Here is a 22,169-nt window from a genome sequence, read left to right as displayed (position 1 = left end):
AACCATACAGCCGCACTGTACAAATCACTACAGTGAACCTGTACAGTTCCTCGTGTGGACCGATCCCGGACGTTCGACCTCGACGACGCCAACGAGCTCCGGCGCGCCATCGGCGAGACCATCCGCGCGATCCGGCGCTCCGAGACGACACCCGAGGGGCAGATCGAGGTGCTGGGGTTCCTCGCGCGCGACGGGGCGTTCAGCATCGCGGCGCTCGCCCGGCTGCGGCGGGTGCGGCACCAGAGCATGCGGGTGACGGTCGGGGACCTCGAAGCGCAGGGGCTCGTCCGACGCTCCCCCGACCCGGCCGACGCGCGCGGGGTCCTCGTGTCGCTCACGGATGCCGGGCGGGCGATGATCGACGAGTCGCGCACGCGGCGCTCGACCCGCATCCTCACCGCGGCGGAGTCCGCGCTCACGCCCGAGGAGCGTGCGGTGCTCGCGCGTGCGGCGGGGGTGCTCGACAAACTGACGGTGGCGCTGGAGCACGACAGCCAGGAGCGCTCGGTCTGACGTCAGCGGCGCCCGCGGCCCTTCCCCATGACCAGGACCCCGAACAGGACGACGACCGCGACGACCACCACGATGACGACGAACATCCCGGTCCCGTCGGTGGACATCGTGTCCTCGCAGTCCGTGTTCGCGGTCGCACACGACGCGAGGACCAGTGCGCTGATCATGGCTCAGTGAAGCACACGCGTCGGGTGCGTGGGACCGCGGTCGCGGAGGTGGGCCGCTGTCGCGGAGGTGGGCCGCGGACGTGAAACGACACCGCGCCTGTCGTTCGACAACAGCGATGTCGAACTGCTTCCGCGAAACGGCAACGCGTACGCTCCGGACCATGCAGCACGCCGCGGTCGAGGTGCTCCGCGCCTCCCGGTGGGAGCGGATCGCGAACCTCGTGATGGGCGCGGTGCTCGCACTGATGGGGTTGAGTTCGCCGCTGATCTTCCTGGTGCCGGGATCGAGCGCTCGCGTCTTCTGCGTGGTCCTCGGCGCACTGTTCGCCGTCGCGGGGATCACCCTCACCGTCCGCGCCCTCCGCGTGGCGGTCGTCCTGGACACCGACGAACTCCGGTACACCGGCTTCTTCGCCTCGACGACGATCCCGAGGGACGCGATCACCACCGTGCTCGACGACTGCACGGTCGAGTGGCGGAGCCCCGACGGCCGCGAACGACGGACTGCACTCTGGGTCTTCCGCCCGGCCTACGTCGACGACGGGACGAAGTTCGCGCCGTACTGGCGCTGGCGCCGCGCGGGACTGCTGCGCGTCCGCCAGTGGGCCGGTGCCCGAGCGGTGTAGACGAGGCGCATGACGAAGTACCTGATCTCCTTCCCGAGTGGTGCCATGGTCTTCCCGGCGGACGACCTGCAGGCAGTCGCCGATGCCTCGCACGCCGTCGTGCGGGACGCGAAGGCCGCCGGCGTCTGGGTGTTCGGCGGCGGCGTCGACGAGGACGTCCCACCCGTGATGGTGGATGCGGACGGCGGCGTGACCCCCGGCACGTACCCGCAGACGGCCCGGATCGAGGGCGGGTACACCGTGCTCGAGCTGCCCACCCGTGAGGACGCCGTGGCGTGGGCAGCGAAGATCGCCGCAGCGTGCCGGTGCGCGCAGGAGGTCCGGGCGTTCCAGGACGACCCCGAGAGCTGACCGCCGTCGCCCCGCGTACCGTGCACGCCTCGTCCGAGCCGATCCTGCGCACCGCGTCCACGCCCGTTGCCTTCGCCGCGATGGTCAGCGGACTGCCTCGGAGGACTTCCTGAACGGCAGGATCGGCCGCTAGATTGTTGAACAACCCGGCGACGGGTCGCGGCGCCCGGCGACGGGTGGCGGAACAACCCGGCGACGGGTCGCGGAACAACCCGGCGACGACAGGAGTCCTCGTGACGACGATCGACCTCAACAGCGACCTCGGCGAGGGCTACGGCGCCTGGACCATGGGCGACGACACCGCGATGCTCGACGTCGTCTCCAGCGCGAACATCGCCTGCGGCTTCCACGCCGGCGATCCGACGATCATGCTCGCGACGAGCCGCGCCGCGGCCGAGCGGGGTGTCGCCGTCGGAGCACACGTCGCCTACCGTGACCTCGCCGGCTTCGGCCGCCGCCCGGTGTCCGTCACCCCCGACGAGCTGCACGCCGACGTCGTCCACCAGCTCGGCGCGATGCTCGCGACCGCGCACGTCGCCGGTACGCGCATCACGTACGTCAAGCCGCACGGTGCGCTCTACAACACCGCGTGCGCCGACCCCGTCCAGGCCGAAGCCGTCACGCGGGCCGTCGCCGACGTCGACCCGACCCTGGCGGTGCTCGCACTGCCGGGTTCCGAACTCCTGCTCGCCGCCGAGCGCCACGGGCTCCGCGCCGTCAGCGAGGCCTTCGCCGACCGCGCCTACGAACCCGACGGGTCCCTCGTCGCCCGCAGCCGTCCGGGATCCGTCCTGCACGACCCCGATCAGGTCGCCGCCCGGGTGCTGCGCATGGTCACCGATGGCGTCGCGACCGCCGTCGACGGCTCCGAGGTCCAGGTCCGGGCCGACTCGGTCTGCGTGCACGGCGACTCCCCGTCCGCGGTCGCGATGGCGCAGGCGATCTGCACGCTGCTGACCGCGCAGGGCATCACGATCGCGCCGTTCTCGTCATGACCCCCGACGTCCGGACGGCCGGCGGCACCGCGCTCCTCGCCACGTTCGACTCGCTCGAGTCGGTCGTGGCGTTCCGCGCCGGCCTGCCCACCGACGGGCTGCCCGGCGTGGCCGATGTCGTCTCCGGCGCCCGGACCCTGCTGTTCCGCTTCGATCCGTCCCGCACGGACGCCGGTCACCTCCGCGCAGCGCTCGCCACGGTCGCGCCGCTTCCCGCCGCCGACGTCCAGGCCGCCGCCGACCCGATCGTCATCCCCGTCACCTACGACGGCGACGACCTCGACGACGTCGTGTCCGTCACCGGCATGTCCCGTCAGGAGCTCGTCGCCTGGCACACGGGCCAGGTCTGGACGAGCGCGTTCTGCGGCTTCGCCCCCGGCTTCAGCTACCTGACCGGCACCGAGCCGTCGCTCGACCTCCCTCGCCGCGCCACCTCGCGCACGGCCGTCCCGAGCGGCGCCGTCGCACTGGCCGGCGAGTTCAGCGCCGTCTACCCGCGGACCTCCCCCGGCGGCTGGCAACTGATCGGCCGCACCGACGTCCCGATGTGGTCGCTCGACCAGACCCCGCCCGCGCTGGCTCCGGCCGGCACCCGGATCCGGTTCGTCGAGGCCGGCGCATGAGCGCCCTCACCGTCGTGCAGGTCGGCTTCGGCGCCACGACGCAGGACCTCGGGCGGCCCGGGTACAGCGACATGGGCCTGGGCGCGGCCGGCCCAGCCGACCGGGCATCCGCCGCGCTCGCCAACCGCATGGTCGGCAACCGTCCGGAAGCAGCCGTCCTGGAGGCCGTGCTCGGCTCCGTCGCACTCCGTTCCGACGCGCACGTGGTCGCCGCGGTCACCGGGGCCGAGTGCCCGGTCGAGGTCGAGCACGCGGACGGTCGGGTCCGCGGTTGCGCCGCGTACGAGGTCATCGCACTGGAGCCCGGTGACACCCTCAACATCGGCATCCCACCGACGGGGCTCCGCGCCTACCTGGCCGTCCGCGGTGGGTTCGATGTCGACCCGGTGCTCGGCAGCCGCTCGTGGGACTCCCTCGCACAGCTCGGCCCGGCTCCCCTCACGGCCGGCGACGTGCTCCCGGTCGGCACCGCAGCCGACGCGTGGCCGATCGTCGACGCGGTCCCGCCACCGCTCGAGCCGTGGCCGTGGGAGCCCGTCGTCCTCGACGTCACGCCGGGTCCCCGCGACGACTGGTTCACCCCGGAGTGGCGCGAGACCCTCACCGGCCAGGACCACCACGTGAGCGCCGACAGCGACCGCGTCGGCGTGCGCACCGCGGCTGCGACGCCGCTCGTCCGAGCCGTCACGCACGAGCTCCCGAGCGAGGGCGTCGAGACCGGCTCCCTGCAGGTCCCGCCGGACGGCTACCCCGTGCTGTTCCTCGCCGACCACCCGGTGACCGGCGGCTACCCCGTCGTCGCGGTCCTCACCCCCGAGTCCGTCGACCGCGCCGCCCAGCTCCGCCCGGGCGACGTGTTCCGTTTCCGCATCACCCACTGAGACATCACCCACTGAGAAAGGTGCTCCCATGACGACGACCGTGTTCCTCGAGGTCCGGCTCCGCGACGACCTCTCCGCCGAGAGCGTCGAGTCAGCCATCCGCGAGACGCTCGCGCAGACCGCTGCCTTCCCGGGCAACGAGTCACTCGAGGTCCTGATCGACGATGCCGACCTGAACCGGCTCGTGGTCCTCGAGGTCTGGACCTCGACCGACGCGCACGACGCCTACGTCGCGTGGCGGGCGACGCCCGAAGGCCGCGCCGAGGCACTTGCGGCGATCCTCGCCGAGCCACCCGTGACGCGCACCTTCGAGCGGAAGATCACGCTCCCCTGACGAAGCGGGGTCGTCCGCAGCTCAGAGCGCGAGCGCCCAGTCGAGTTGTGGCGTCTCGAAGACGGTCTGGAGCGATTCCCGCTCGTCCGCGCCGATCCCGAGGTCGCGTGCTTCCGCGTCCCACCGGGTGACTGCTCGTGCAGTGCGGCGCACGACTTCGCGTGCTGGTGCTGATCCGAGCCGGAACGCTCCGCTACCTCGGTGCCGGGGTCACTTGAGCGAGGTAGAGGTCGCGGAGGAGCGCGGCTTCTGCGGCGTGGTGGATCAGCTCGTCGACGACGTGCAGGACCAGGGACCGCTTCGAGCTGTCGCCGTACGGCCCGGCAACCGCACCGATCGGCTCGTCAGCCGCGTCACCGAGTCCGCGAGCGAGTTCGACGAACCGGTCGGTCGCCAGCTCCACGGCGGCCAGTGCGGCCGCTGCCGAGGTCGCCGGCGTCAGCATCGGGGCGCCCGCCACGTCAGCACCGAGCCACGCCCAGTTCCGCTCCTCGCCGAGCATCTCCGCGATGTGGTCGAGCCGCCAGCGGATCGTGACCTCGGCGTTCCCCGGGATCGGCTCCCACGCCCACTCGTCGTCGTCCAGGGTGGCCATCCGGTCCGCGAGCCGCTGTGACGCGTACTCCACGAGTTCGACGATGTCGTCCTGTGCGCTGACCATGGTCCATCTTGGCCCCGCAGCGCCGCGCGCGCAGCGTGTTGACCGCGTTGAAGTCAGCCGGTTAGGGTGGACGTAGGACGTCCAACGTCTCGACCCCCAGCCCCTCGGAAGGACAAAGACTCCCGTGACAACCACCCCCGCACTGCCTCCGCTCGCCGGCGTGATCCCGCCCGTCTGCACGCCGCTCACCGCCGACGGTGACGTCGACGTCGCATCGCTCGAACGGCTGGTCGGGCACCTCCTGACCGCCGGGGTCCACGGGCTCTTCCCGCTCGGCTCCACCGGCGAGGTCGCGTTCCTCACCGACGAGCAGCGCCGGCAGGTGGTCGACACCGTCAGCCGAGTCGCCGCGGGACAGGTCCCCGTCGTCGCAGGCGTCATCGACATGACGACACCGCGCGTGCTGCCGCACATCCGGCAGGCCGAATCCGCAGGGGCGGACGCCGTCGTCGTCACGGCGCCGTTCTACACCCGCACGCATCCGGTGGAGATCGCTGCGCACTTCCGGATCATCGCCGCGAGCACCGCGCTGCCGGTCATCGCCTACGACATCCCGGTGTCGGTGCACTCGAAGCTGAGCCCGTCACTGGTCCTGGAACTGGCCGAGGAAGGCGTGCTCGCCGGCATCAAGGACAGCAGTGGCGACGACGCCGGCATCCGCGGTCTGGTCCTCGGCGCGAAGACGTTCACGGATCGCTTCAGCGTCCTCACCGGGTCCGAACTCACGGTCGATGCGGCACTCGCATTCGGCGCGCAGGGTGTGGTGCCCGGATTGGGCAACGTCGACCCCGACGGCTACGTGCGCCTCTGGGATGCCGCACAGGCCGGGGACACCGCGACCGCGGCACGCGAGCAGGAGCGCCTCTTCACGCTCTTCGACCTCGTGAACGCGGGAGACACCGCACGGATGGGACCGGCTTCGTCGGCGCTCGGCGCGTTCAAGGCCGCACTGCACCTCCGCGGGATCATCGACTGCCCGCGAACGGCCGACCCGTACGTGCAGCTCGACGACAGCGAGGTCGACCACGTGCGCGCGCGGCTCGCCGCGGCCGGTCTCCTGTGACCTGAACCGATGCGACTCGCTCGGCTCAGCACACCCGACGGACCCCGGCACGCTCGCTGGGACGCCGACCGATGGCACGAGGTCCCGTCGTTCACCGACCTCCGGCCCACGGGGCGGACCTTCCCGCCCGAGGCCACGCTGCTCGCCCCGGTGGAACCCCGGACCGTCGTCGGCGCTTCCCACCCGGAGGACGACCACGGCGCTCGCCGCGTGCAGGGATGGCTGAAGTCCTCGGCTGGGGTCACCGGCCCCGGCGGAACGATCGAGCGCGCGGCGTGGGCGACGACCGTGGTCGCGGAGGGTGAGCTCGCCGTCGTCATCGGTGCGGAGGCGCACGCGCTCACGAACGAGAACGCACTCGAGCACGTCCTCGGGTTCACCATCGCGAACGACGTGACGACCGTCGCGCCGACAGAGGACGCGGTGTTCTTCGCAGCGAAGGCCGGGACCGGGTACACCCCGCTCGGTCCCTGGATCGAGACCGACGTCGACGACCCCGACGCGCTCGCCATCCGGGTCAGCGTGGAAGGCACCCTCGTCCGGTCCTCGAGCACGGCGGACCTGCCACACACGATCTGCGAGATCCTCGTGGCGATCACCAGGACGATGACCCTGCAGCCCGGTGACGTCGTCCTGACCGGTTCGCCGAGCACCGACGCCGCCCTTCCCGCAGGGACGAGCGTCCAGGTGAGCATCGACCGGATCGGCACCCTCGAGAACGGCGTGGTATGACCCTGATCGGAATCGACATCGGCGGCACGAAGACCGCCGCCGGAATCGTCGCCGAGGACGGATCGGTCCTCGCACGGGCTGCTGCCCCCACGCCCGCGACGCAGGGAGGAGGCGCCGTCATCGGCGTGGTCCAGGCACTCGTCGAACACCTCCTCCCCCAGAGCCCGGACCCCGTCTGCGGCATCGGCGTGGGTTCCGCAGGCGTCGTCGATCCGCGTACCGGGGCCATCCGCGCTGCGACCTCCGCCATCCGGTCCTGGGCCGGGACGGAGCTGCGGACCGAGCTCAGCACCCGCTGCGGTCTCCCGGTGACCGTCCTCAACGACGTCCACGCCCATGCGATCGCGGAGGCGCGGATCGGAGCCGGCGCCGATTCGCGGCGCGTGATGCTGCTGGCCCTCGGAACCGGGATCGGTGGCGCGATCGTCACCGACGGACGTCTGGACACCGGGCGGACCGGGGCGGCCGGCCACTTCGGTCACCTGCCGTCCGCTCAGGCCACGGGCCTGCCCTGCACCTGTGGAGGCACCGGACACCTCGAGGCCGTCGCCTCCGGACCCGCCGTCCTCGAGCAGTACCGTCGCGTGACGCGCGATCCGTCGGTCGTCGACACGAGAGCGGTCTTCGCCCGCGCGGCCGACGGCGACGACGTCGCGACGCGGGTGGTCGACCGTGCCGGCGCCGCCATCGGCGAGGCGATCGGCGGCCTCGTCAACTCCTTCGACCCCGACGTCGTCGTCGTCAGTGGCGGGCTCGCCTACGCGGACCCCACGTGGTTCGACCACATCGCACGAACGGCACGGACCACGATGATCCCGGTCGTGGCGGACTGCCCGATCACCTTGTCGACCCTCGCCGGGGACGCCCCGCTCATCGGCGCCGCTCTGCACCACCGCATCTCGGAGGAGACACCGTGACCCATCGACCACTGCAGGCCCTGGCCGGCGAGCTCGTCGTGTCCTGCCAGGCGTATCCCGGCGAGCCGATGCGGCACCCGGAGACCATGGCGCAACTGGCGGAGTCCGCCGTCGCCGGCGGCGCAGCCGGGATCCGTGCGCAGGGCGTCGCGGACGTCGCCATGATCGCCGAGCGCGTCGACGTACCGTTGATCGGTCTCTGGAAAGTCGGCGCGAACGGGGTGTTCATCACCCCGACCCTGCGGCACGCCCTCGTGATCGCCGGAGCCGGAGCCGACATCGTCGCGATCGACGGCACTCGCCGTGCACGACCGGACGGGCGGACGCTCGCCGAGACCGTGCGGGAGTTCCGGTCGCGCTCGGGCGCGCTCCTCATGGCGGACGTCGGCAGCGTCGAGGACGGCCTCGCGGCCATCGACGCCGGCGTCGACTGCCTGAGCACGACGCTCTGCGGCTACACCGACGAGCGTCCGAAGACCGACGGTCCTGACCTCGAGGTTCTGGCTGCGCTCGCCGCACGATCGCCGCTGCCGGTGATCGCCGAGGGCCGCGTCCACACCCCGGCGCAGGCCGCAGCATGTCGCGCCGCCGGTGCGTACGCGGTGGTCGTCGGCACGGCCATCACGCACCCCGCCACGATCACGGGCTGGTTCGGGGAGGCCGTGCGCGGTCACTGATCGCTCCGCCGACGACGGATGCCCCGGGCCAGTCGGCCCGGGGCATCCGTCGTTCGTGCGTCAGCCGACGCGCTGGACCACCTTCGGGTCGCTGTCCACGATCGACAACCCGCCCTCGCGGGAGAAGTCACCCGCCCACGAAGCGTCCGGATGGATCCACCGCTGCACCCGAGCGGGCACGTTGAACGCCATGAGCAGGATCACCACGGCGGTCAGGGAGAACGAGATCACGGCGAGCGCTGTGCCGAGCGACGAGAACTGAACCGCCAGGCTCGCACCCAGGATCGGCGCGACCGCACCACCGAGCGCACCGACGTTGTACGTGAAGCCGAGACCGGCGGCACGCTGCTCCGTCGGGAAGAACCCGCCGATCCACTTCGGGAGGAGCCCGGCGATGCCCTGTCCGAACACCTGCTGGACGAAGAGGAACAGCCCGAGGACCATCAGCGAGGTTCCGCCCACCGCGAAGAGCGGGAACACCAGGACCTCGGAGAGCAGCAAACTGCCGACGTACGCCCACCGGGTCCCGAGCCAGTCCCCGGTGAACCCCGCGACCCAGCACCCGACCGCGGCCCCGAAGCCGGCGAAGAACAGCGCGTTGCTGACGTGTGCGGCGTCGTAGCCGAGATCAGTGCTGAGGTACGTCGGCAGCAACGACTGGATCGGCCACGAGTACAGGAACGCGGCGAACACCGTGACCGTCACCGCGAGGACCGCTGGCCAGCGGCGTTTCGAGAACTGCACGATGTAGGAGATGAAGACCGCGGCCAGCACTGCCGCTCCTGCCGCGACGGCGAACCCGTTCGGCATGAGCTGCCCGAAGATGAGTGACAACAGCACGATGGCCACCACGGCGCTGATGATGTTGAGCGCGCGGTGCCGGCCGGCGAAGAGCACGCCGAACACGTTCGGCGCCGGCACGTGGTCGTCGGACGTCGATGATGCCGCCGACTTCGCCGCCTTCCAGTCCTCGGACTCCGGAAGTGCGCGGCGGAGCCAGAGCGTGATGGCGATCGGGAGCAGTCCGATGACGAAGAGCGCGCGCCAGCCGAACTCCGGGACGACGAAGCGGTAGACCTGCGCCGCGATGATGGTGCCGATGGAGTAGCCGGAGATCAGGAAGCCGCTGGCCTTGTTCCGCAGGTGCGACGGCCAGGACTCGATCACGTAGGTGGAGCTCGATCCGTACTCCCCCGCCATGCCCATCCCGATGACGAGTCGGGCGGCGAAGAGCACCCAGTAGGAGGGGGCTGCGGCGCAAGCGACCGACCCCAGCGAGAACAGGATGATGCTGACGATCATCGCCGTCTTCCGACCGTAGCGGTCGCCGAGCGCACCGAGGGCCAGCCCGCCGAACCACCTGCTGATGAAGGCCGCGGAGATCAGTGACGCACTCTGCACGGTTCCGAGGTGGAACTCCTTCGCGATCTCGCTGAGGACGAGCGTGATGAGCACGAAGTCGAACCCGTCCAGCAAGTAGCCGAGCCAGGACGCGGTGAACTGTTTCCACTGTTGCCGGGAGATGTCTCGGTACCAGGGACCGGACGGCGCTGTCCGCGCAGGAGACATGGTGTTCCTTCGATCGGGGCCAGTCTGACACCTCGTCAGACGTTGGACGTTGGACGTTGGCTCAGACGGTAACATCGGCAGGAATCCCCCGCAAGGGCTGTGAGGGAGGAAGGCGGACACCATGGCCTCTCGAGTCGTGCAGCAACCGGTCGCGCAGCAGATCGTCGAACTGGTCCGGGAACTCGGCCTCCGCCCGGGCGACGGCATGCCGACGGAACTCGAGCTCATCGAGCGGCTCGGCGTCTCCCGGAACACCGTCCGCGAGGCGATCCGGGAACTCCGCGCGTGGGGCATCGTCGACATCCGCCACGGACACGGGACCTTCGTGGCATCACCCTCGCTGCAAGCGCTCGCCCCGTCGCTCGTCTTCCGCACGCTCGTCGCAGGGCCAGACGGTCTCCTCGCGCTCCGGAACCTGGCTCGCGTGCGCGAGATGCTGGAGACCAGCGCGGTCGTCGAACTCGTCGGCGTGCTCTCGGACGACGACCGAGCGCACCTCACCGACCTCGCCGAGGAGATCGGCGACCCGAAGCTCTCCGCGGATGCCGACCGACGATTCCACCGCGCCCTCTACAGTCACCTCGACAACCCGCTGATCGGACAGCTCGTCGACGTGTTCTGGGATGCGTACCACGAAGCGCACGACCAGCTCGCGGATGTCTCCCCGTACGGACACGACTCGGTGGAGGCACACCGCGCGATCATCCGTGCGGTCGTCGACGGCGATGCCGGTATCGCGCAAGAGGCGATGCGGGCACACTTCCAGGGCATCTACGCCCGCCTGGACGCCTCGACTTCCAAGCTCACGACAGCGTCCGCCTGAGCAGCACGGAGACTCGTCAGCGGGCAGCGCCCTCGCGTGCCTCCATCGCGTCCCAGGCGAAGCTCGCGAGCCAGTGCGTGGAGTAGTACTCCTCGCCGACGCTCGCTTCGAGACCGGACGCCAGCAGACGGTCGGCTGCGTCGTCGAGCAGCCCGACGAGCTCAGCACTGTCCGTGCCCTCGAGTGCGTCGACGATCCGCCGCGCGGAACCGGCGCGGGACAGATCGAGGCCGAAGAGGTGCACCTGCTGCGGGTCGCTCTCGTCGACGACCACGGTGGGGCTCAGGATCGCGTCGCCGGAACGCACCTCGGAGAAGAAGCCGCGGGCCCACGACGCGAACTCCGCCGCTGGCAGGACCGCGCGCATCAGGTCGGCTTCGGCGAAGCCGGCGGAGAGGAAGTCGTGTCCGCTGCGCTCCCACGCGAAGGGCCAGCCGGCGTCGTCGCCGAACCAGTCGCGGGCGGTGCGCTCGATCGTCGCGGCGAGGTCGTCCCGTCCGAGGGACCGAGCCCCGTCGAGCACGAGCAGCAGCCCGAACGCGGAGTTCGAGTGCACCCCGTGCCGGACGGGGTGGGCGGCGCCGGAGACCCATCGGGTGACGAGGTCCTCGAGCACGTCGATGACCGGGGCGAACCCGGGCGCAAGTGCCCGGATCGCGGGGACGTCGGACGTGGAGACCTCGGCCGCGAGCCGCATCAGCCAGGCCCACCCGTAGGGACGCTCGTAGTGCGGGGTCTGTCGGAGGTAGGTCGCCTCGATCGCGAGGTGATCCGCGCTCAGGTGGGCCTGCAGGACGGGGACGAGCCGGGCCTCCAGGCTGGGCGTGAGCCCGAACGCGACCAACCGCGTGGCGAGCCAGTGCATGTGGACCGACGAGTGCCAGTCGTACGAGGTGGCGAACGCCGGGTGGAGCTCGACGGGCAGCGCACGGTCGTCCGGACCGGACGTGGTGTGGTGCGCGGCGTACGGGTACTCGCGGGTGACGTTGTCCGCGGCGACCGCTGCGAAGCGGTCGGCCCAGGCGGCGCGTGCGAGATCAGAATGCGACAAGGTACATGACTCCCATGTTGACGACGAGCAGGATGGCGGCGGTCGGGATCTGCGCCTTGATCGGGCCGTACTTGTCGCGCATCTCGAGGAGCGCGGCCGGCACGAGGTTGAAGTTCGCGGCCATCGGCGTGACGAGGGTGCCGCAGAAGCCGGCGAGCATCCCGATCGCGAAGATCGCAGCGGGGTTGCCGTCGAAGCCCTGGACCAGGACCGGCCAGCCGATCGCGGCGGTCATGATCGGGAAGGCGGCGAACGCGTTGCCCATGATGATCGTGAACAGCGCCATGCCGAGGCAGTAGACGACGACCGCGGCGAGGAGCGAGCCGCCGGGCAGGATCGACTTGATGATCGTCCCGACGGCGTCCCCGACCCCGGCCTGGGTGAAGACGATGCCGAGCGTCGAGAGCATCTGCGGCAGGAGCGCTGCCCAGCCGATGGCCTGCAGGAGCCGGCCGCCTTCACGGATCGGCGTGGCGACCTTCGGCGGACGGAGGATGAACACGGCGACCACCACGGCGAGGACCGAGCCGATGCCGAGGCCGGTCAGTGTCGCACTGCCCTCGGCCAGGAGCGGCTGACCGCCGATCGAGACGAGCGGACCGAGCGTCGCGACGAGCACGGCCACCACCGGGACGACGAGCGCTGGGATGAAGAGGCGGTTGCCGAAGCGGGTGGCGAACGCGGCGCGCTCGTCGGGGGTGGTGGTCGCGAGGACGCTGGTGCTGGCGCCACCGGTGCTCGGTCGCGCGGTCACACCGGTCGGCTCCGCCGGCCCGGTCTCCGCACCGGTGCCGGCGCCCGGGATGCTTGCCACCCGGGTGCGGCTCGGTGCACCGCCCCGCGCCGTCGTCCCGGTGAACCCGAGTCCGGCGAGCGCCACCATCACCAGCACCGCGACGCCGAGCGCCCACGCCGGAGCGGTCTTCGCGGCGACGAACGTGCCGTAGAAGAAGGAGAGGCCGAGGATGCCCCAGAACGCCGCGTTGCCGAGGCGCTTCGCGTGCGTGGTGTCGGTGACGATGAGGACCGCGACGGCGATGAAGAACGCGCCGATGAGCCAGTAGAGCCATTCGCTGGTGATCATGCCGGGGCTCCTGCCGTGGCGGGCTCGCGGACGTCCGCGGCCATCTTGTCGAGCTTCCGGTCGAACAGCAGCAGCCGTGTCCCGTGGACGAGCAGCGCGGCGATGCCCGTCGGGATCGCCCAGAGCGCGAGGTCGATCGGTTCGAGCGCCAGGTCGTACGTGGTGTCGACGAACGTCGTGATCAGGAGGATCGAGCCGACCGCGACGAAGACGTCCTCACCGAAGAACACCCCGACGGTGTCCGACGACGCCGAGTACCCCTTGATCTTCTCCCGCATCCGGTCGTCGAGCCGCCCGTACTTCTTGATCGCGGCACCTTCGGCCATCGGGTACACGAGCGGACGGACGGTCTGCGCCGGCCCACCGATGCTGGTGAGCCCGACCGCCGCGGTGATCTGCCGCACGGCCAGGTACGCCGCCAGGATGCGACCCGTGGTGAGCCGGTCGAGCTTCGCGATGAGCCGCTTCGCCTGGTCCTGCAGGCCGTAGCGCTCGATCAGGCCGATGACCGGCAGCACCAGGGCGAAGGTGGTGACGGACCGGCTGGACGCGAATCCGTTGCCGAACGCGTCGAGGATGCCGACGGGGCCGATCCCGCCGATGGCCGCTGTCACGATGCCCGCGACGGTGACGACGAGGAGCGCGTTGACGCGCAGTGCGAAGCCGACGATGACGACGGCGACGCCGATGAGGACGAACATGCGGGACAGTCTGGACCGCATTGTTCAACAATCACAAGACCCACTCCGGATCTGTAACACGGCGGTCACACGAGGTGCCCTGTGGAGGAGTCGGTCCGCGCTCGTGTCAGGATCGGGGCATGACCCGAACCGTCGGCGGCGCCGAGTCCACCGCGACGCGCCTGCGCACGATGATCGCCGACGGCGACTTCGCCCCGGGCGCGCAGCTGTCCGAGGAGCGGCTGAGCGACCAGCTCGGGGTGTCCCGGAACACCCTGCGTGAGGCGTTCCGGCTGCTCGCGCGGGACCGGCTCGTGGAGCACGTGTTCAACCGCGGCGTGTTCGTCCGGCGGCTGAGCGCATCCGACGTGGCCGACCTCTACGCCGCGCGCCGGGTGCTCGAGGAGGCTGCGGTCCGGGCGTGCACGCCGTCGTCGCCGGCACTCGCGGCTGCGGCCGCGGCGGTCGTCGATGCACGAAGAGCCGCCGCCGCGGACGACTGGCGCGCCGTCGGCACGGCGGACATCCGCTTCCACTCCGAGCTCGTCCGCGCGGTGCCGAGCGAGCGGATCTGGGGGCTGATGGACGGCATGCTCGCGGAGATGCGGCTGGCGTTCCTGACGACCGAGGACCCGGCAGCGTTCCACGCGCAGTTCGTCGACCGGAACGAGGCCATCGTCGCCGCACTGCGGGCCGGCGACGCCGCGGCTGCGTCCGCCCTGCTCGCCGCCTACCTGGACGATGCGGAAGGGACCCTGCGGGCCGCCGCGGCGGAGGACCGCCAGGACTGACCGGCCGTCCGGGTCACGGCTGGTCGGGCACCGCCACGATGCGGTTCTGGTAGGCCCACACCACGGCCTGCAGGCGCGAGCGCACCCCGAGTTTCGGGAGCATCCGCGCCAGGTGCGACTTCACGGTCGAGACCTCGAGCACGAGCTCGGCGGCGATGTCCTCGTTCGACATCCCCTGCGCGAGCAGCAGGAGCACCTCACGCTCCCGGGCCGTCAGGACGCCGTCCGCCCGGTCTCCTGCGACCGGCCGGAGGCTCCGGCGGGACACGAACTCGCGGAGCACCCGCCGCGTGAGGGCCTGGTCGAGGGTGCCGTTGCCAGCGGCCACCTGCCGCACCGCGTCGACGATGGTGTCCGGCTCGGCGTCCTTGAGCAGGAACCCGGACGCGCCGGCCTCGAGCGCGCCGAACACGTAGTCGTCCAGGTCGAACGTCGTCAGCATCAGCACCGGGACCGCCGGGTCCGCGTCCGGCCCGCACAGGATCCGGGCGAGCTCGATCCCGTTCCGCACGGGCATCCGGATGTCCAGACAGGCGACGTCGGGTCGGGTGGAGCGCGCGAGTGCGAGCGCCTCGCCGCCGTCGGCAGCGACGCCGACCACCTCGATGTCGGGCTCCGCGTCGAGGAGCGCAGTGACCCCGGCGCGGACGAGTGGCTGGTCGTCCGCGACCAGGACGCGGATCACGCGACCACCTCGGCACCGTCGGAAGCCCCGTCGGGTGCGGGAGGAGCCTCCCGTCCGAGCGTCAACGTCACCAGCCAGCCGCCGGCGGCGGTGGGACCGGTCTGGAGGCTCGCCCCGACCAGGTCCGCCCGCTCGCGCATCCCCCGCAGTCCGTTGCCGCCCGATGGTGAACTCCCGATCGCCGGGACGACGGCCCGTGCGTTCTCCACCCGGATCACCACACGGGACGGGTCACGGTCGTCGACGACCACGGTGCACGGGGCGGACGGGGCGTGCATGGCAGCGTTGGCGAGTGCCTCCTGGACCGTCCGGTACGCGGCGAGCTGCGCGAGCGGACCGACGCCGTCAGCCAGCGGACGGGCTCCCGGGAGCACGTCGATCCGCACGTCGCTGCGGTACCGGGCACGCTCGACCAGGTCGAGGATGCCGGCGACCGTTTCCACCGCCTGCTCGGCCGGGGTGTCGTCACGGAGCAGCCCGACCAGGCGACGGAGGTCGTCGAGGACGGCGGTGCTCTGCTCGCGGACCTGACGCACCCCCTCGTGCGCCCGTTCCGGCTCGGTGTCGATCTGCCGGTCGATGACGGCCGACATCAGTGCGATGCCGGACAGGTGGTGTGCGGCGATGTCGTGGAGCTCGCGCGCCATCGCCGCACGTTCGCGGGACACGGCGGCGTCGACCAGCGCGTCCCGCTCGCGCCCCACGGCGCTCGCCTCGGCGTTGCGGGCGGCACGGACCTCACGACGTGAGCGGACGAGCAGGGCGACCAGGAGCGGGAACCCGACGGCACCGACGGCCTGCAGGGCACCCTGCCCGGCGGACGCGGCGAGTCCCTGCGCCAGGGGGCCGGGCCCCTCGGCCACGAACACGACGACGGTCTGCCCGACGACGACCAGGGCCGCCGCGCCGATCAGTGTCGGCCAGAGCCGGGCGAGGGGCACGCGGAGGGCCACGAGGACGACGGCGACGACGACCGGCAGGGCGGTCAGGCCGAACAGGCCGGACGACCCGGGCGCGAGCGCGGCGACCACGACCGGCAGCGCCGCGATCGTCAGGAGCGACGTGCGCGGGGCCCGACGGGCGGCGAGCAGGACGGCCGACTGGGCGAGCAGCCCCGCGGCGAGGACGGACCACGCGGTGCCGAACGGCGCCGGGACACTCGCGCCGAGGCCCGCGCCGTCGGGGTCGGCGGCGTCGAGCGGGGGCAGGCCGAGGAGCAGGCCGATCGCGAGGACGGCCGTGCCGACGGCGACGAGGACGTCGAGGCGTCGCTCGCGCGGCTCAGCGGGTGCCATCGTTCGATCCTACGAGGCGGGTCAGCTCGGCGGCTGCGTCACGGTCTCGGTCGCTCCTGCGGACCAGCGCGACGTCGTGGCCGAGGCGTCCTCGGGTGACCACGATGAGCACGACCGCGGCGATCGTGGACATGATCGCGAGCCCCGACAGCGTCGTGCCAGCGGTCATCCCCGGGTACATGTCCGCCCAGAACGTCGAGATCGTGTTGTTCACACCGACGTGCAGCAGCAGCGCGACGGGCAGACTCTGCCCGGTCTTGTTGAAGACCCAGGTCATCACGACGTTGAACGTGATCGTGAAGGCCGCGAAGACGAGCGGCTCGGTCCAGTGCGCGTCCGGCCAGCCGCCCCAGTCGCTGAGGTACAGCGGCATGTGCCAGAGCGCCCAGACCGGCCCGAGGATCGCCGCGGAACCGAGTGCCCCGAACCGGGACTGGAGGCGGGGCAGCGCGAAGTCGCGCCAGCCGGGCTCCTCGGAGAGTCCGGTCGTGAACAGCTGCACGACCAGTCCGGGCACGACGGCCGCGAACGCCAGGGCCGACGGCGCCCGGACGTCCCCGTTCGCGAACGGCAGCCCGGAGAGGATGATCAGGACCGGCACCACGACGAGTGCCAGGGCGTACCAGTACCAGGCGACGCGCCAGCGCCAGAGCCGGCCGACCCAGCGGCGGAGCCCCGGACGGCCGTCGGCGATCGCCGTCACCAGGAACGCGCTGCCGAGCGGGCCGAGGAGTGCTCCGGGCAGGATCCCGGAGAACTGGGCGGTGCCGAGCAGCTCCGGGAAGTGGATGTCCCACACCCCGAGCCCGTGCGGGGACAGGATGTAGGGGATCCAGGCGAGCCAGCTCAGGCCCAGCGCGAGTGTGAAGAACGACGTGAGCGGGCGGCGGGCGACGAGGCCGCGTGCGCCTCCCGCCGGTCGGGGTGCGGTGCCGACGGTGGGCCGGACTTCGGTGGTGTTCGTCATGCCGTCGACGCTAGGGAGCGCCGAACAGCGGGACGACCGACGGAAGGACGCACCTGCCGGAGTTGCATCGAAGGATGCAGGACGACTGTTCCAGGACTGCGTGTTGCACATTTCACACTTCAGCGGCAGGATCGGACCATTACGGCGACGGACGCCGAATCGGGGAGGCAACGATGAAGTCACTGACCAGGAACGAGAAGTGCACGACCGCAGTGGTGGCCGTGCTGACCGCAGGAACATGCGCCTCACTGCTCGGCCCGACTCCGGCCACGGCGGCGTCACCCAGCGAGGCCGATCTTTTGGGGCGCATCGTTCAGCTGGGAGAAGATCCGGGCCCTGGGTGGCGCGGCAGCAGCGCTCGGCGCTGAGCTCATCGGCGTCACCGCCGTCAGACAGAAGTGCTTCTCATGAACCGCTGGAAGTCTGCGATCGTCCTCCTCGGTGGCGCGGCTGCCACGACGGCCGCCTGTCTCTTCGCCGAGCCCGCCCTTGCCGGAATGGTCCTCATGGCAACCGTCTTCTGCGCTGCCTTCACGAAACCGATCATCGGCAACACGCAGGTGCCGGTCAACGCGGGAATCAGCGTTGACGAGGTTCGGCGCTATCGCTTGCAGCATTCCGGGTCCACCATCAGCGAAGCTGCGGCTGCCGTCGCGCGCCGATGACGCTCGTGCGGCGGTGATCGCCGCGGCGGCCGCGGTCCTCCTCGTCAGGGCACCGTCGAGCGTGGGAGCGCCTCGCGAGCCGCTGGCCGCAGCAGCGGCAGCGGCAGCGGGGTGAACTAGCCGTTCACCACGGGCACCGCGGCGCCCCACCCGGACCAGGACCCGTACACGAACCGCACCGGGAGCGCCGCCGCGCGGTCAACCACGTACGCGGTCCTGCCGTCGGCCGACCGCGAGAGCCACAGGTGGAGCGCGGCACTCGTCGGCGTCGCCACCGTGACGAGCTCGATCACGTACTGCCCCGTCGGCACGATGAACTGGGCCGACTGCTCGGAGTCGAGCAGCGTCGAGAACCGTGACGACGCGGTGACGCCCGTCGTCGTGTCGACGACCTTCACGGTCGCGCCGCTCAAGCGCGGGTCGGGCGCACGATCGGCGGAGTTCGCGAAGACCTCGAGGTCGTAGGTGCGGTGCACGTAGTGCGTCGACAGGGTCACACGCGACGCCGTCGACGCACCCTGCTGCTGCACGAGGGTCTTCCAGTGCGCCGGCTCCGCGTCCCGCGAGTCGTACGCCGAGATCGTGTACTGGCCGGAGCCGAGCACGGCGAACTCGTAGCGTCCAGCCGCGTCTGACGTCGTCTGGAAGTCCTGCCACGTGTCGGTCTGGTTCGCGGCCGTCACCGTCTTCCCCGCGAGCGCTCCCGCCGGGCCCACGATCGAGCCGCTCGCCGTGGCGCCGACGCTCAGGGCGAGCGTGGTGCTGGTCGTCCCGCCGGCGACGACGGCGACACCGGTCCGACGAGCGGGAGCCAGCGTCGCGGCTCCCTGCCCCGGGATCGCCCTCGTGGTGACCGTCACGGTCTGCGGACTCGTGATCCCTCCGAGCACGACCCGGCCGCTGGCATCGGTGAACCCGTCGGCGTCGATGCCCTCGATCCCGAGAGCCGCGACCTCCACGCCGGCCACGTTGCGCGGAGTTCCGTCGGCCGTCGTGAGCTGCACGGCGACGGAGCCGACGGTGGCCGGAGCGGCGACCGCAGCCGTCGGCGCCAGCAGGCCGAGCGCGAGCACACCGGCCACCAGGCCGCCCGCAGTGGCGAGTCGCTTCATCACAGGTCCCCGATCCGGGCGGACACGGTGCCCTGCCACATGCGTCGAACAGTGCACCGTCAGCGGTCAGTGCGCACGCCCTCCGCGCGAGCCGGACTCAGCCGCGGAGGAGCGACCCGACCGCGTCCACCACGATCTGCCGACGCCGCGCGGGCACGACCGCCGTGACCAGGGTGTCGAACTCGGGGGTCGTCGCGTCCCAGAACCCGGCGAGGTGGACCACCAGCCCGAGCAGCACGGCCGGGCGGTAGGACCGCGGGAGCACGCCTGCGCGCTGCGCGTGCTCGACGGCCGCGACGGCTTCGGCGTTGCTGCTGACGATCGCCTCGAGCGGCGCATCGGCGGCACGTTCGAGCCGGTACCAGGTCGCGAGCCGCGGCACCCACGGTCGACGGGCGTACGAGTCGAAGAGCCGCCCGGCGTACGCGGGGAGGTCGTCGGTGTCGATCGGCACCTCGGTGAGCGTCTCGGTGACCGTCTGTGTGATGAGCGCGTCGAACAGTCCCTCCTTGCTGCCGAAGTAGTGGAAGATCTGCGCCTTGTTGCTCGACGACGCCGCGGCGATGCGTTCGATCCGGGCACCGGTGAGCCCGACCGCTGCGAACTCGTCACGCGCGGCGAGCAGGAGCTTCGCACGCATGGCGTCGGCAGCGGGGGGCGTGAAGCTGGCCATGGGGACAACGGTATCGACCCGCCGGTGACGGTGGGCGCTCTGGTCGCGACCAGGACCGGACGGGAGGCCCGGTGCCAGCCGGCACCGGGCCTCCCGTCCGCCCCGTCCGCGGTTCAGGGCCTAGTGTTCGAACGTGCGCACCGAACCACGTCACTGGTTCCTCGCCCGCGACGAACGCGGCAACCTCGCCACGGACGTCCACGCCGGCGGGGCCGACGCGCTGCCCTGGTCCGAGGGCAACCTCGTCCGGCCACTGGTCCACGGGGCCCCGTACTTCGAACGCATCCACGCGGAGCTCGCGGCGCTCGCGCCCGGTGACCGTGTCTGGTTCACCGACTGGCGGGGTGACGCCGACGAACGGATGCTGCCCGACGGCCCCACGATCGGCGACCTGCTCGCCGACCGTGCGCGAGCGGGCGTCGAGGTCCGCGGCCTGATCTGGCGCTCCCACGGCGAACGCGTGTCCGCGTCGCTCAGCGCCCGCGCGAACGAGCTGCTCGGCCGGAAGATCAACGATGCCGGCGGCGAGGTGCTGCTCGACCAGCGCGTCCGCGTGTTCGGGTCGCACCACCAGAAGTTCTTCGTCATCCAGCACCGCGACGACCCCTCGCGCGACGTGGCGTTCGTCGGCGGGATCGACCTGTGCCACAGCCGTCGCGACGACGCAGCGCACCAGGGCGATCCGCAACCCGTGTCGATCGACGCCCGGTACGGCAAGCGGCCGGCATGGCACGACGCGTCGATGGAGCTGCGTGGGCCGGTGGTCGCCGACGTCCTGGCGGTCTTCGCCGAACGGTGGGACGACCCGACCCCGCTCGACCGGAGCCTGCCGTACCGGATGCTCCTGCAGCGCCTCACCCGGATGCCGCGTCGCCCGGAACCCCTGCCGGAGCGGACTCCCCCGCCGCCGCCCGCCGGGGACCACGCCGTGCAGCTGCTCCGGACCTACGGGGTGAAGCGACCGCCGTTCCCGTTCGCGCCGGATGGCGAGCGGAGCATCGCGCGAGCGTACGGCAAGGCGTTCAAGGCCGCGGAGTCGCTGATCTACATCGAGGACCAGTACCTCTGGTCGAAGGAGATCGCGACCGGCATCGCCGAGGCCCTCGAACAGAACCGCGACCTCCGCGTGATCGTGCTCGTCCCGCGGTACCCGAACTCCGACGGGGTGCTCGGCGGCCCGCCGGCGCGGTTCGGCCAGATCGAGGCGATGCGCACGCTCCGCCGGACGGCCGCGGACCGTGTCGGCGTCTTCGACCTGGAGCACGAGTCCGGGCGGCCGATCTACATCCACGCGAAGGTGTGCGTCGTCGACGACCAGTGGTCCACCATCGGGTCGGACAACTTCAACCGCCGGTCGTGGACGTCCGACAGTGAACTGACGTGCGCGGTCGTCGACACCTCGCCCGGTGACGGGTCGATGGCTCGGGACCTCCGGCGCCAGCTGTGGGCCGAGCACCTGGCGACCACGCCCGACGACGAACGCTTCGACGGGTCGGGCGCGGAGCTCCTCGCGCTGTGGCGGTCGACGGCGCGCGCACTCGACGACTGGCAGGAGGACGGGCAGCCAGGACCCCGACCGCCGGGACGCATCCGCCACCACGAGCCCGAGCCCGTGTCCGCCTTCCAGCGGCTGTGGGCGCGCCCCGCGGCGGCGTTGGTCGCGGACCCGGACGGGCGCCCGCGCCGTCTCCGCGGGACGAGCCGGTTCTGACGGTGGAGACCCTCGAGACCGAGCGGCTGCGGCTGCGGCCCTGGCGGGTCGAGGACGCCCCGTTCCACCGTCGACTCTGGGCCGAGCGGGATCCGCGCGTCCCCGCGCACCGTCGTCTGACACCCGACGGGCACCCGACCGTCACCGAGCTCGAGGACTGGGTACGCCGCGACGAGCACCTGCCGACACCCGGCTTGCTCGTGGTGGAGCGCACGGACACCGACGAGGCCATCGGGTACTGCGGACTCGTCCCGAACAGCGTCGGCCGGCCCGAGGAGCCCGAGCTGGCGTACGAGTTCCTCCAGCGCTCCTGGCACCACGGGTTCGCGACCGAAGCCGCCGGCGCGGTCGTCGCCCAGGCGCGGCGGATCGGGTACGGGCACCTCGCCTCCACCGTGCGGGAGTGGAACACCGCGTCGCTCCGGGTACTCGAGAAGCTGGGCTTCGTCGACACCGGCGAGCGGGAGGAGGACGCCGTGCACGGGGCGTCGCTGCTGCTGCGGACGACGCTCTGACGACCGTC

At 71.6% G+C, this 22,169-nt stretch carries 28 protein-coding genes; 16 read left to right on the top strand and 12 right to left on the bottom strand.

Annotated features, from left to right (window positions below; genetic code table 11):
• Positions 1–54: 54 nt before the first annotated feature.
• Positions 55–513: a MarR family winged helix-turn-helix transcriptional regulator gene (locus EDF24_RS06390; protein WP_123701649.1), complete on the top strand. Its 459-nt coding sequence runs from the start codon at positions 55–57 to the stop codon at positions 511–513.
• Positions 514–515: 2 nt separating this feature from the next.
• Here the strand turns inward: EDF24_RS06390 and EDF24_RS19095 are convergent, their stop codons facing one another.
• Positions 516–680 (bottom strand): hypothetical protein, encoded by a 165-nt coding sequence (locus tag EDF24_RS19095; protein ID WP_185021583.1) that lies wholly within the window; start codon positions 678–680, stop codon positions 516–518.
• Between the two features lie 161 nt (positions 681–841).
• Here EDF24_RS19095 and EDF24_RS06385 point away from each other — a divergent pair, with 161 nt between their 5' ends.
• From EDF24_RS06385 to EDF24_RS06360, 6 genes are all read left to right on the top strand, one after another.
• Complete coding sequence (locus EDF24_RS06385; RefSeq protein ID WP_132048263.1) at positions 842–1,306, top strand: hypothetical protein; 465 nt, start codon at positions 842–844, stop codon at positions 1,304–1,306.
• Between the two features lie 9 nt (positions 1,307–1,315).
• On the top strand, positions 1,316–1,657 hold the full coding sequence (locus EDF24_RS06380; protein WP_123701645.1) for a transcription initiation protein: 342 nt from the start codon (positions 1,316–1,318) through the stop codon (positions 1,655–1,657).
• A gap of 233 nt (positions 1,658–1,890) precedes the next feature.
• Positions 1,891–2,652, top strand: coding sequence for a LamB/YcsF family protein (locus EDF24_RS06375; RefSeq protein ID WP_123701643.1), 762 nt, complete (start codon positions 1,891–1,893; stop codon positions 2,650–2,652).
• Positions 2,649–3,275 carry an allophanate hydrolase subunit 1 gene (locus tag EDF24_RS06370; protein ID WP_123655870.1) on the top strand — a complete coding sequence of 209 codons (627 nt, stop codon included), beginning with the start codon at positions 2,649–2,651 and terminating at the stop codon, positions 3,273–3,275. Before EDF24_RS06375 ends, EDF24_RS06370 begins: the two co-directional genes overlap by 4 nt.
• Entirely contained in the window at positions 3,272–4,156 is an 885-nt protein-coding gene (locus EDF24_RS06365; protein WP_123701641.1) for a biotin-dependent carboxyltransferase family protein, read from the top strand. The genes EDF24_RS06370 and EDF24_RS06365 overlap by 4 nt, the downstream gene beginning before the upstream one ends.
• Before the next feature lie 28 nt (positions 4,157–4,184).
• Entirely contained in the window at positions 4,185–4,490 is a 306-nt protein-coding gene (locus EDF24_RS06360; RefSeq protein ID WP_123701639.1) for a putative quinol monooxygenase, read from the top strand.
• A 21-nt stretch (positions 4,491–4,511) separates the two neighbouring features.
• Here EDF24_RS06360 and EDF24_RS19485 read toward each other — a convergent pair whose 3' ends face one another.
• Both EDF24_RS19485 and EDF24_RS06355 read right to left on the bottom strand, forming a co-directional pair.
• On the bottom strand, positions 4,512–4,643 hold the full coding sequence (locus EDF24_RS19485) for a hypothetical protein (RefSeq protein ID WP_260233370.1): 132 nt from the start codon (positions 4,641–4,643) through the stop codon (positions 4,512–4,514).
• Positions 4,644–4,683: 40 nt separating this feature from the next.
• Positions 4,684–5,151: a DinB family protein gene (locus tag EDF24_RS06355; RefSeq protein ID WP_123701637.1), complete on the bottom strand. Its 468-nt coding sequence runs from the start codon at positions 5,149–5,151 to the stop codon at positions 4,684–4,686.
• Between the two features lie 124 nt (positions 5,152–5,275).
• On the opposite strand from EDF24_RS06355, the gene EDF24_RS06350 reads away from it, so the two are divergent.
• Genes EDF24_RS06350 through EDF24_RS06335 form a run of 4 tightly spaced genes read left to right on the top strand, consistent with a single transcriptional unit; the run spans position 5,276 to position 8,540 of the window.
• Complete coding sequence (locus tag EDF24_RS06350) at positions 5,276–6,214, top strand: dihydrodipicolinate synthase family protein (protein WP_221180766.1); 939 nt, start codon at positions 5,276–5,278, stop codon at positions 6,212–6,214.
• A 9-nt stretch (positions 6,215–6,223) separates the two neighbouring features.
• The gene (locus EDF24_RS06345; protein WP_123701635.1) at positions 6,224–6,946 is read left to right on the top strand and encodes a fumarylacetoacetate hydrolase family protein; all 723 of its coding nucleotides are present in this window, start codon (positions 6,224–6,226) and stop codon (positions 6,944–6,946) included.
• Complete coding sequence (locus EDF24_RS19355; RefSeq protein ID WP_123701633.1) at positions 6,943–7,863, top strand: ROK family protein; 921 nt, start codon at positions 6,943–6,945, stop codon at positions 7,861–7,863. Before EDF24_RS06345 ends, EDF24_RS19355 begins: the two co-directional genes overlap by 4 nt.
• Positions 7,860–8,540 (top strand): N-acetylmannosamine-6-phosphate 2-epimerase, encoded by a 681-nt coding sequence (locus EDF24_RS06335; RefSeq protein ID WP_221181350.1) that lies wholly within the window; start codon positions 7,860–7,862, stop codon positions 8,538–8,540. The genes EDF24_RS19355 and EDF24_RS06335 overlap by 4 nt, the downstream gene beginning before the upstream one ends.
• A gap of 60 nt (positions 8,541–8,600) precedes the next feature.
• On the opposite strand, the gene EDF24_RS06330 is transcribed toward EDF24_RS06335, so the two are convergent.
• A complete protein-coding gene (locus EDF24_RS06330) occupies positions 8,601–10,109 on the bottom strand; it encodes an MFS transporter (RefSeq protein ID WP_123655877.1) in 1,509 nt (502 codons plus the stop codon).
• 121 nt (positions 10,110–10,230) lie between these two features.
• Between EDF24_RS06330 and EDF24_RS06325 the strand changes: the two genes are divergently transcribed.
• A complete protein-coding gene (locus EDF24_RS06325) occupies positions 10,231–10,932 on the top strand; it encodes a FadR/GntR family transcriptional regulator (protein WP_123655878.1) in 702 nt (233 codons plus the stop codon).
• Positions 10,933–10,948: 16 nt separating this feature from the next.
• Here the strand turns inward: EDF24_RS06325 and EDF24_RS06320 are convergent, their stop codons facing one another.
• The 3 genes from EDF24_RS06320 to EDF24_RS06310 are packed head-to-tail and all read right to left on the bottom strand — an operon-like array spanning position 10,949 to position 13,768.
• Positions 10,949–11,983, bottom strand: a complete 1,035-nt coding sequence (locus EDF24_RS06320; protein WP_123701628.1) for a DUF2891 family protein — start codon at positions 11,981–11,983, stop codon at positions 10,949–10,951.
• The gene (locus EDF24_RS06315) at positions 11,970–13,067 is read right to left on the bottom strand and encodes a DUF979 domain-containing protein (protein WP_123655880.1); all 1,098 of its coding nucleotides are present in this window, start codon (positions 13,065–13,067) and stop codon (positions 11,970–11,972) included. Before EDF24_RS06315 ends, EDF24_RS06320 begins: the two co-directional genes overlap by 14 nt.
• On the bottom strand, positions 13,064–13,768 hold the full coding sequence (locus tag EDF24_RS06310; RefSeq protein ID WP_123655881.1) for a DUF969 domain-containing protein: 705 nt from the start codon (positions 13,766–13,768) through the stop codon (positions 13,064–13,066). Before EDF24_RS06310 ends, EDF24_RS06315 begins: the two co-directional genes overlap by 4 nt.
• Before the next feature lie 119 nt (positions 13,769–13,887).
• Between EDF24_RS06310 and EDF24_RS06305 the strand changes: the two genes are divergently transcribed.
• Positions 13,888–14,538: a GntR family transcriptional regulator gene (locus EDF24_RS06305; protein WP_123701626.1), complete on the top strand. Its 651-nt coding sequence runs from the start codon at positions 13,888–13,890 to the stop codon at positions 14,536–14,538.
• Positions 14,539–14,551: 13 nt separating this feature from the next.
• Here EDF24_RS06305 and EDF24_RS06300 read toward each other — a convergent pair whose 3' ends face one another.
• The 3 genes from EDF24_RS06300 to EDF24_RS06290 are packed head-to-tail and all read right to left on the bottom strand — an operon-like array spanning position 14,552 to position 17,485.
• Positions 14,552–15,223, bottom strand: coding sequence for a response regulator transcription factor (locus EDF24_RS06300; RefSeq protein WP_123701624.1), 672 nt, complete (start codon positions 15,221–15,223; stop codon positions 14,552–14,554).
• Positions 15,220–16,518 carry a sensor histidine kinase gene (locus EDF24_RS06295; protein ID WP_123701622.1) on the bottom strand — a complete coding sequence of 433 codons (1,299 nt, stop codon included), beginning with the start codon at positions 16,516–16,518 and terminating at the stop codon, positions 15,220–15,222. Before EDF24_RS06295 ends, EDF24_RS06300 begins: the two co-directional genes overlap by 4 nt.
• The gene (locus EDF24_RS06290; protein ID WP_123701620.1) at positions 16,505–17,485 is read right to left on the bottom strand and encodes a type II CAAX endopeptidase family protein; all 981 of its coding nucleotides are present in this window, start codon (positions 17,483–17,485) and stop codon (positions 16,505–16,507) included. The genes EDF24_RS06295 and EDF24_RS06290 overlap by 14 nt, the downstream gene beginning before the upstream one ends.
• A 407-nt stretch (positions 17,486–17,892) precedes the next feature.
• Here EDF24_RS06290 and EDF24_RS06285 point away from each other — a divergent pair, with 407 nt between their 5' ends.
• On the top strand, positions 17,893–18,150 hold the full coding sequence (locus EDF24_RS06285) for a hypothetical protein (RefSeq protein WP_148070816.1): 258 nt from the start codon (positions 17,893–17,895) through the stop codon (positions 18,148–18,150).
• 116 nt (positions 18,151–18,266) lie between these two features.
• Here EDF24_RS06285 and EDF24_RS06280 read toward each other — a convergent pair whose 3' ends face one another.
• Positions 18,267–19,262, bottom strand: coding sequence for a hypothetical protein (locus EDF24_RS06280; RefSeq protein WP_123701615.1), 996 nt, complete (start codon positions 19,260–19,262; stop codon positions 18,267–18,269).
• Between the two features lie 97 nt (positions 19,263–19,359).
• Positions 19,360–19,935, bottom strand: coding sequence for a TetR family transcriptional regulator (locus EDF24_RS06275; RefSeq protein ID WP_123701613.1), 576 nt, complete (start codon positions 19,933–19,935; stop codon positions 19,360–19,362).
• Between the two features lie 133 nt (positions 19,936–20,068).
• Between EDF24_RS06275 and EDF24_RS06270 the strand changes: the two genes are divergently transcribed.
• Both EDF24_RS06270 and EDF24_RS06265 read left to right on the top strand, forming a co-directional pair.
• A complete protein-coding gene (locus tag EDF24_RS06270; RefSeq protein WP_123701611.1) occupies positions 20,069–21,646 on the top strand; it encodes a phospholipase D-like domain-containing protein in 1,578 nt (525 codons plus the stop codon).
• Positions 21,647–21,648: 2 nt separating this feature from the next.
• Entirely contained in the window at positions 21,649–22,161 is a 513-nt protein-coding gene (locus EDF24_RS06265) for a GNAT family N-acetyltransferase (protein ID WP_123701609.1), read from the top strand.
• Positions 22,162–22,169 lie beyond the last annotated feature (8 nt).

The organism is Curtobacterium sp. PhB130 (genome assembly GCF_003755165.1).
In the GTDB taxonomy this organism is placed as follows: Bacteria; Actinomycetota; Actinomycetes; order Actinomycetales; family Microbacteriaceae; genus Curtobacterium.
This window is presented reverse-complemented; position numbering and strand designations above follow the sequence as displayed.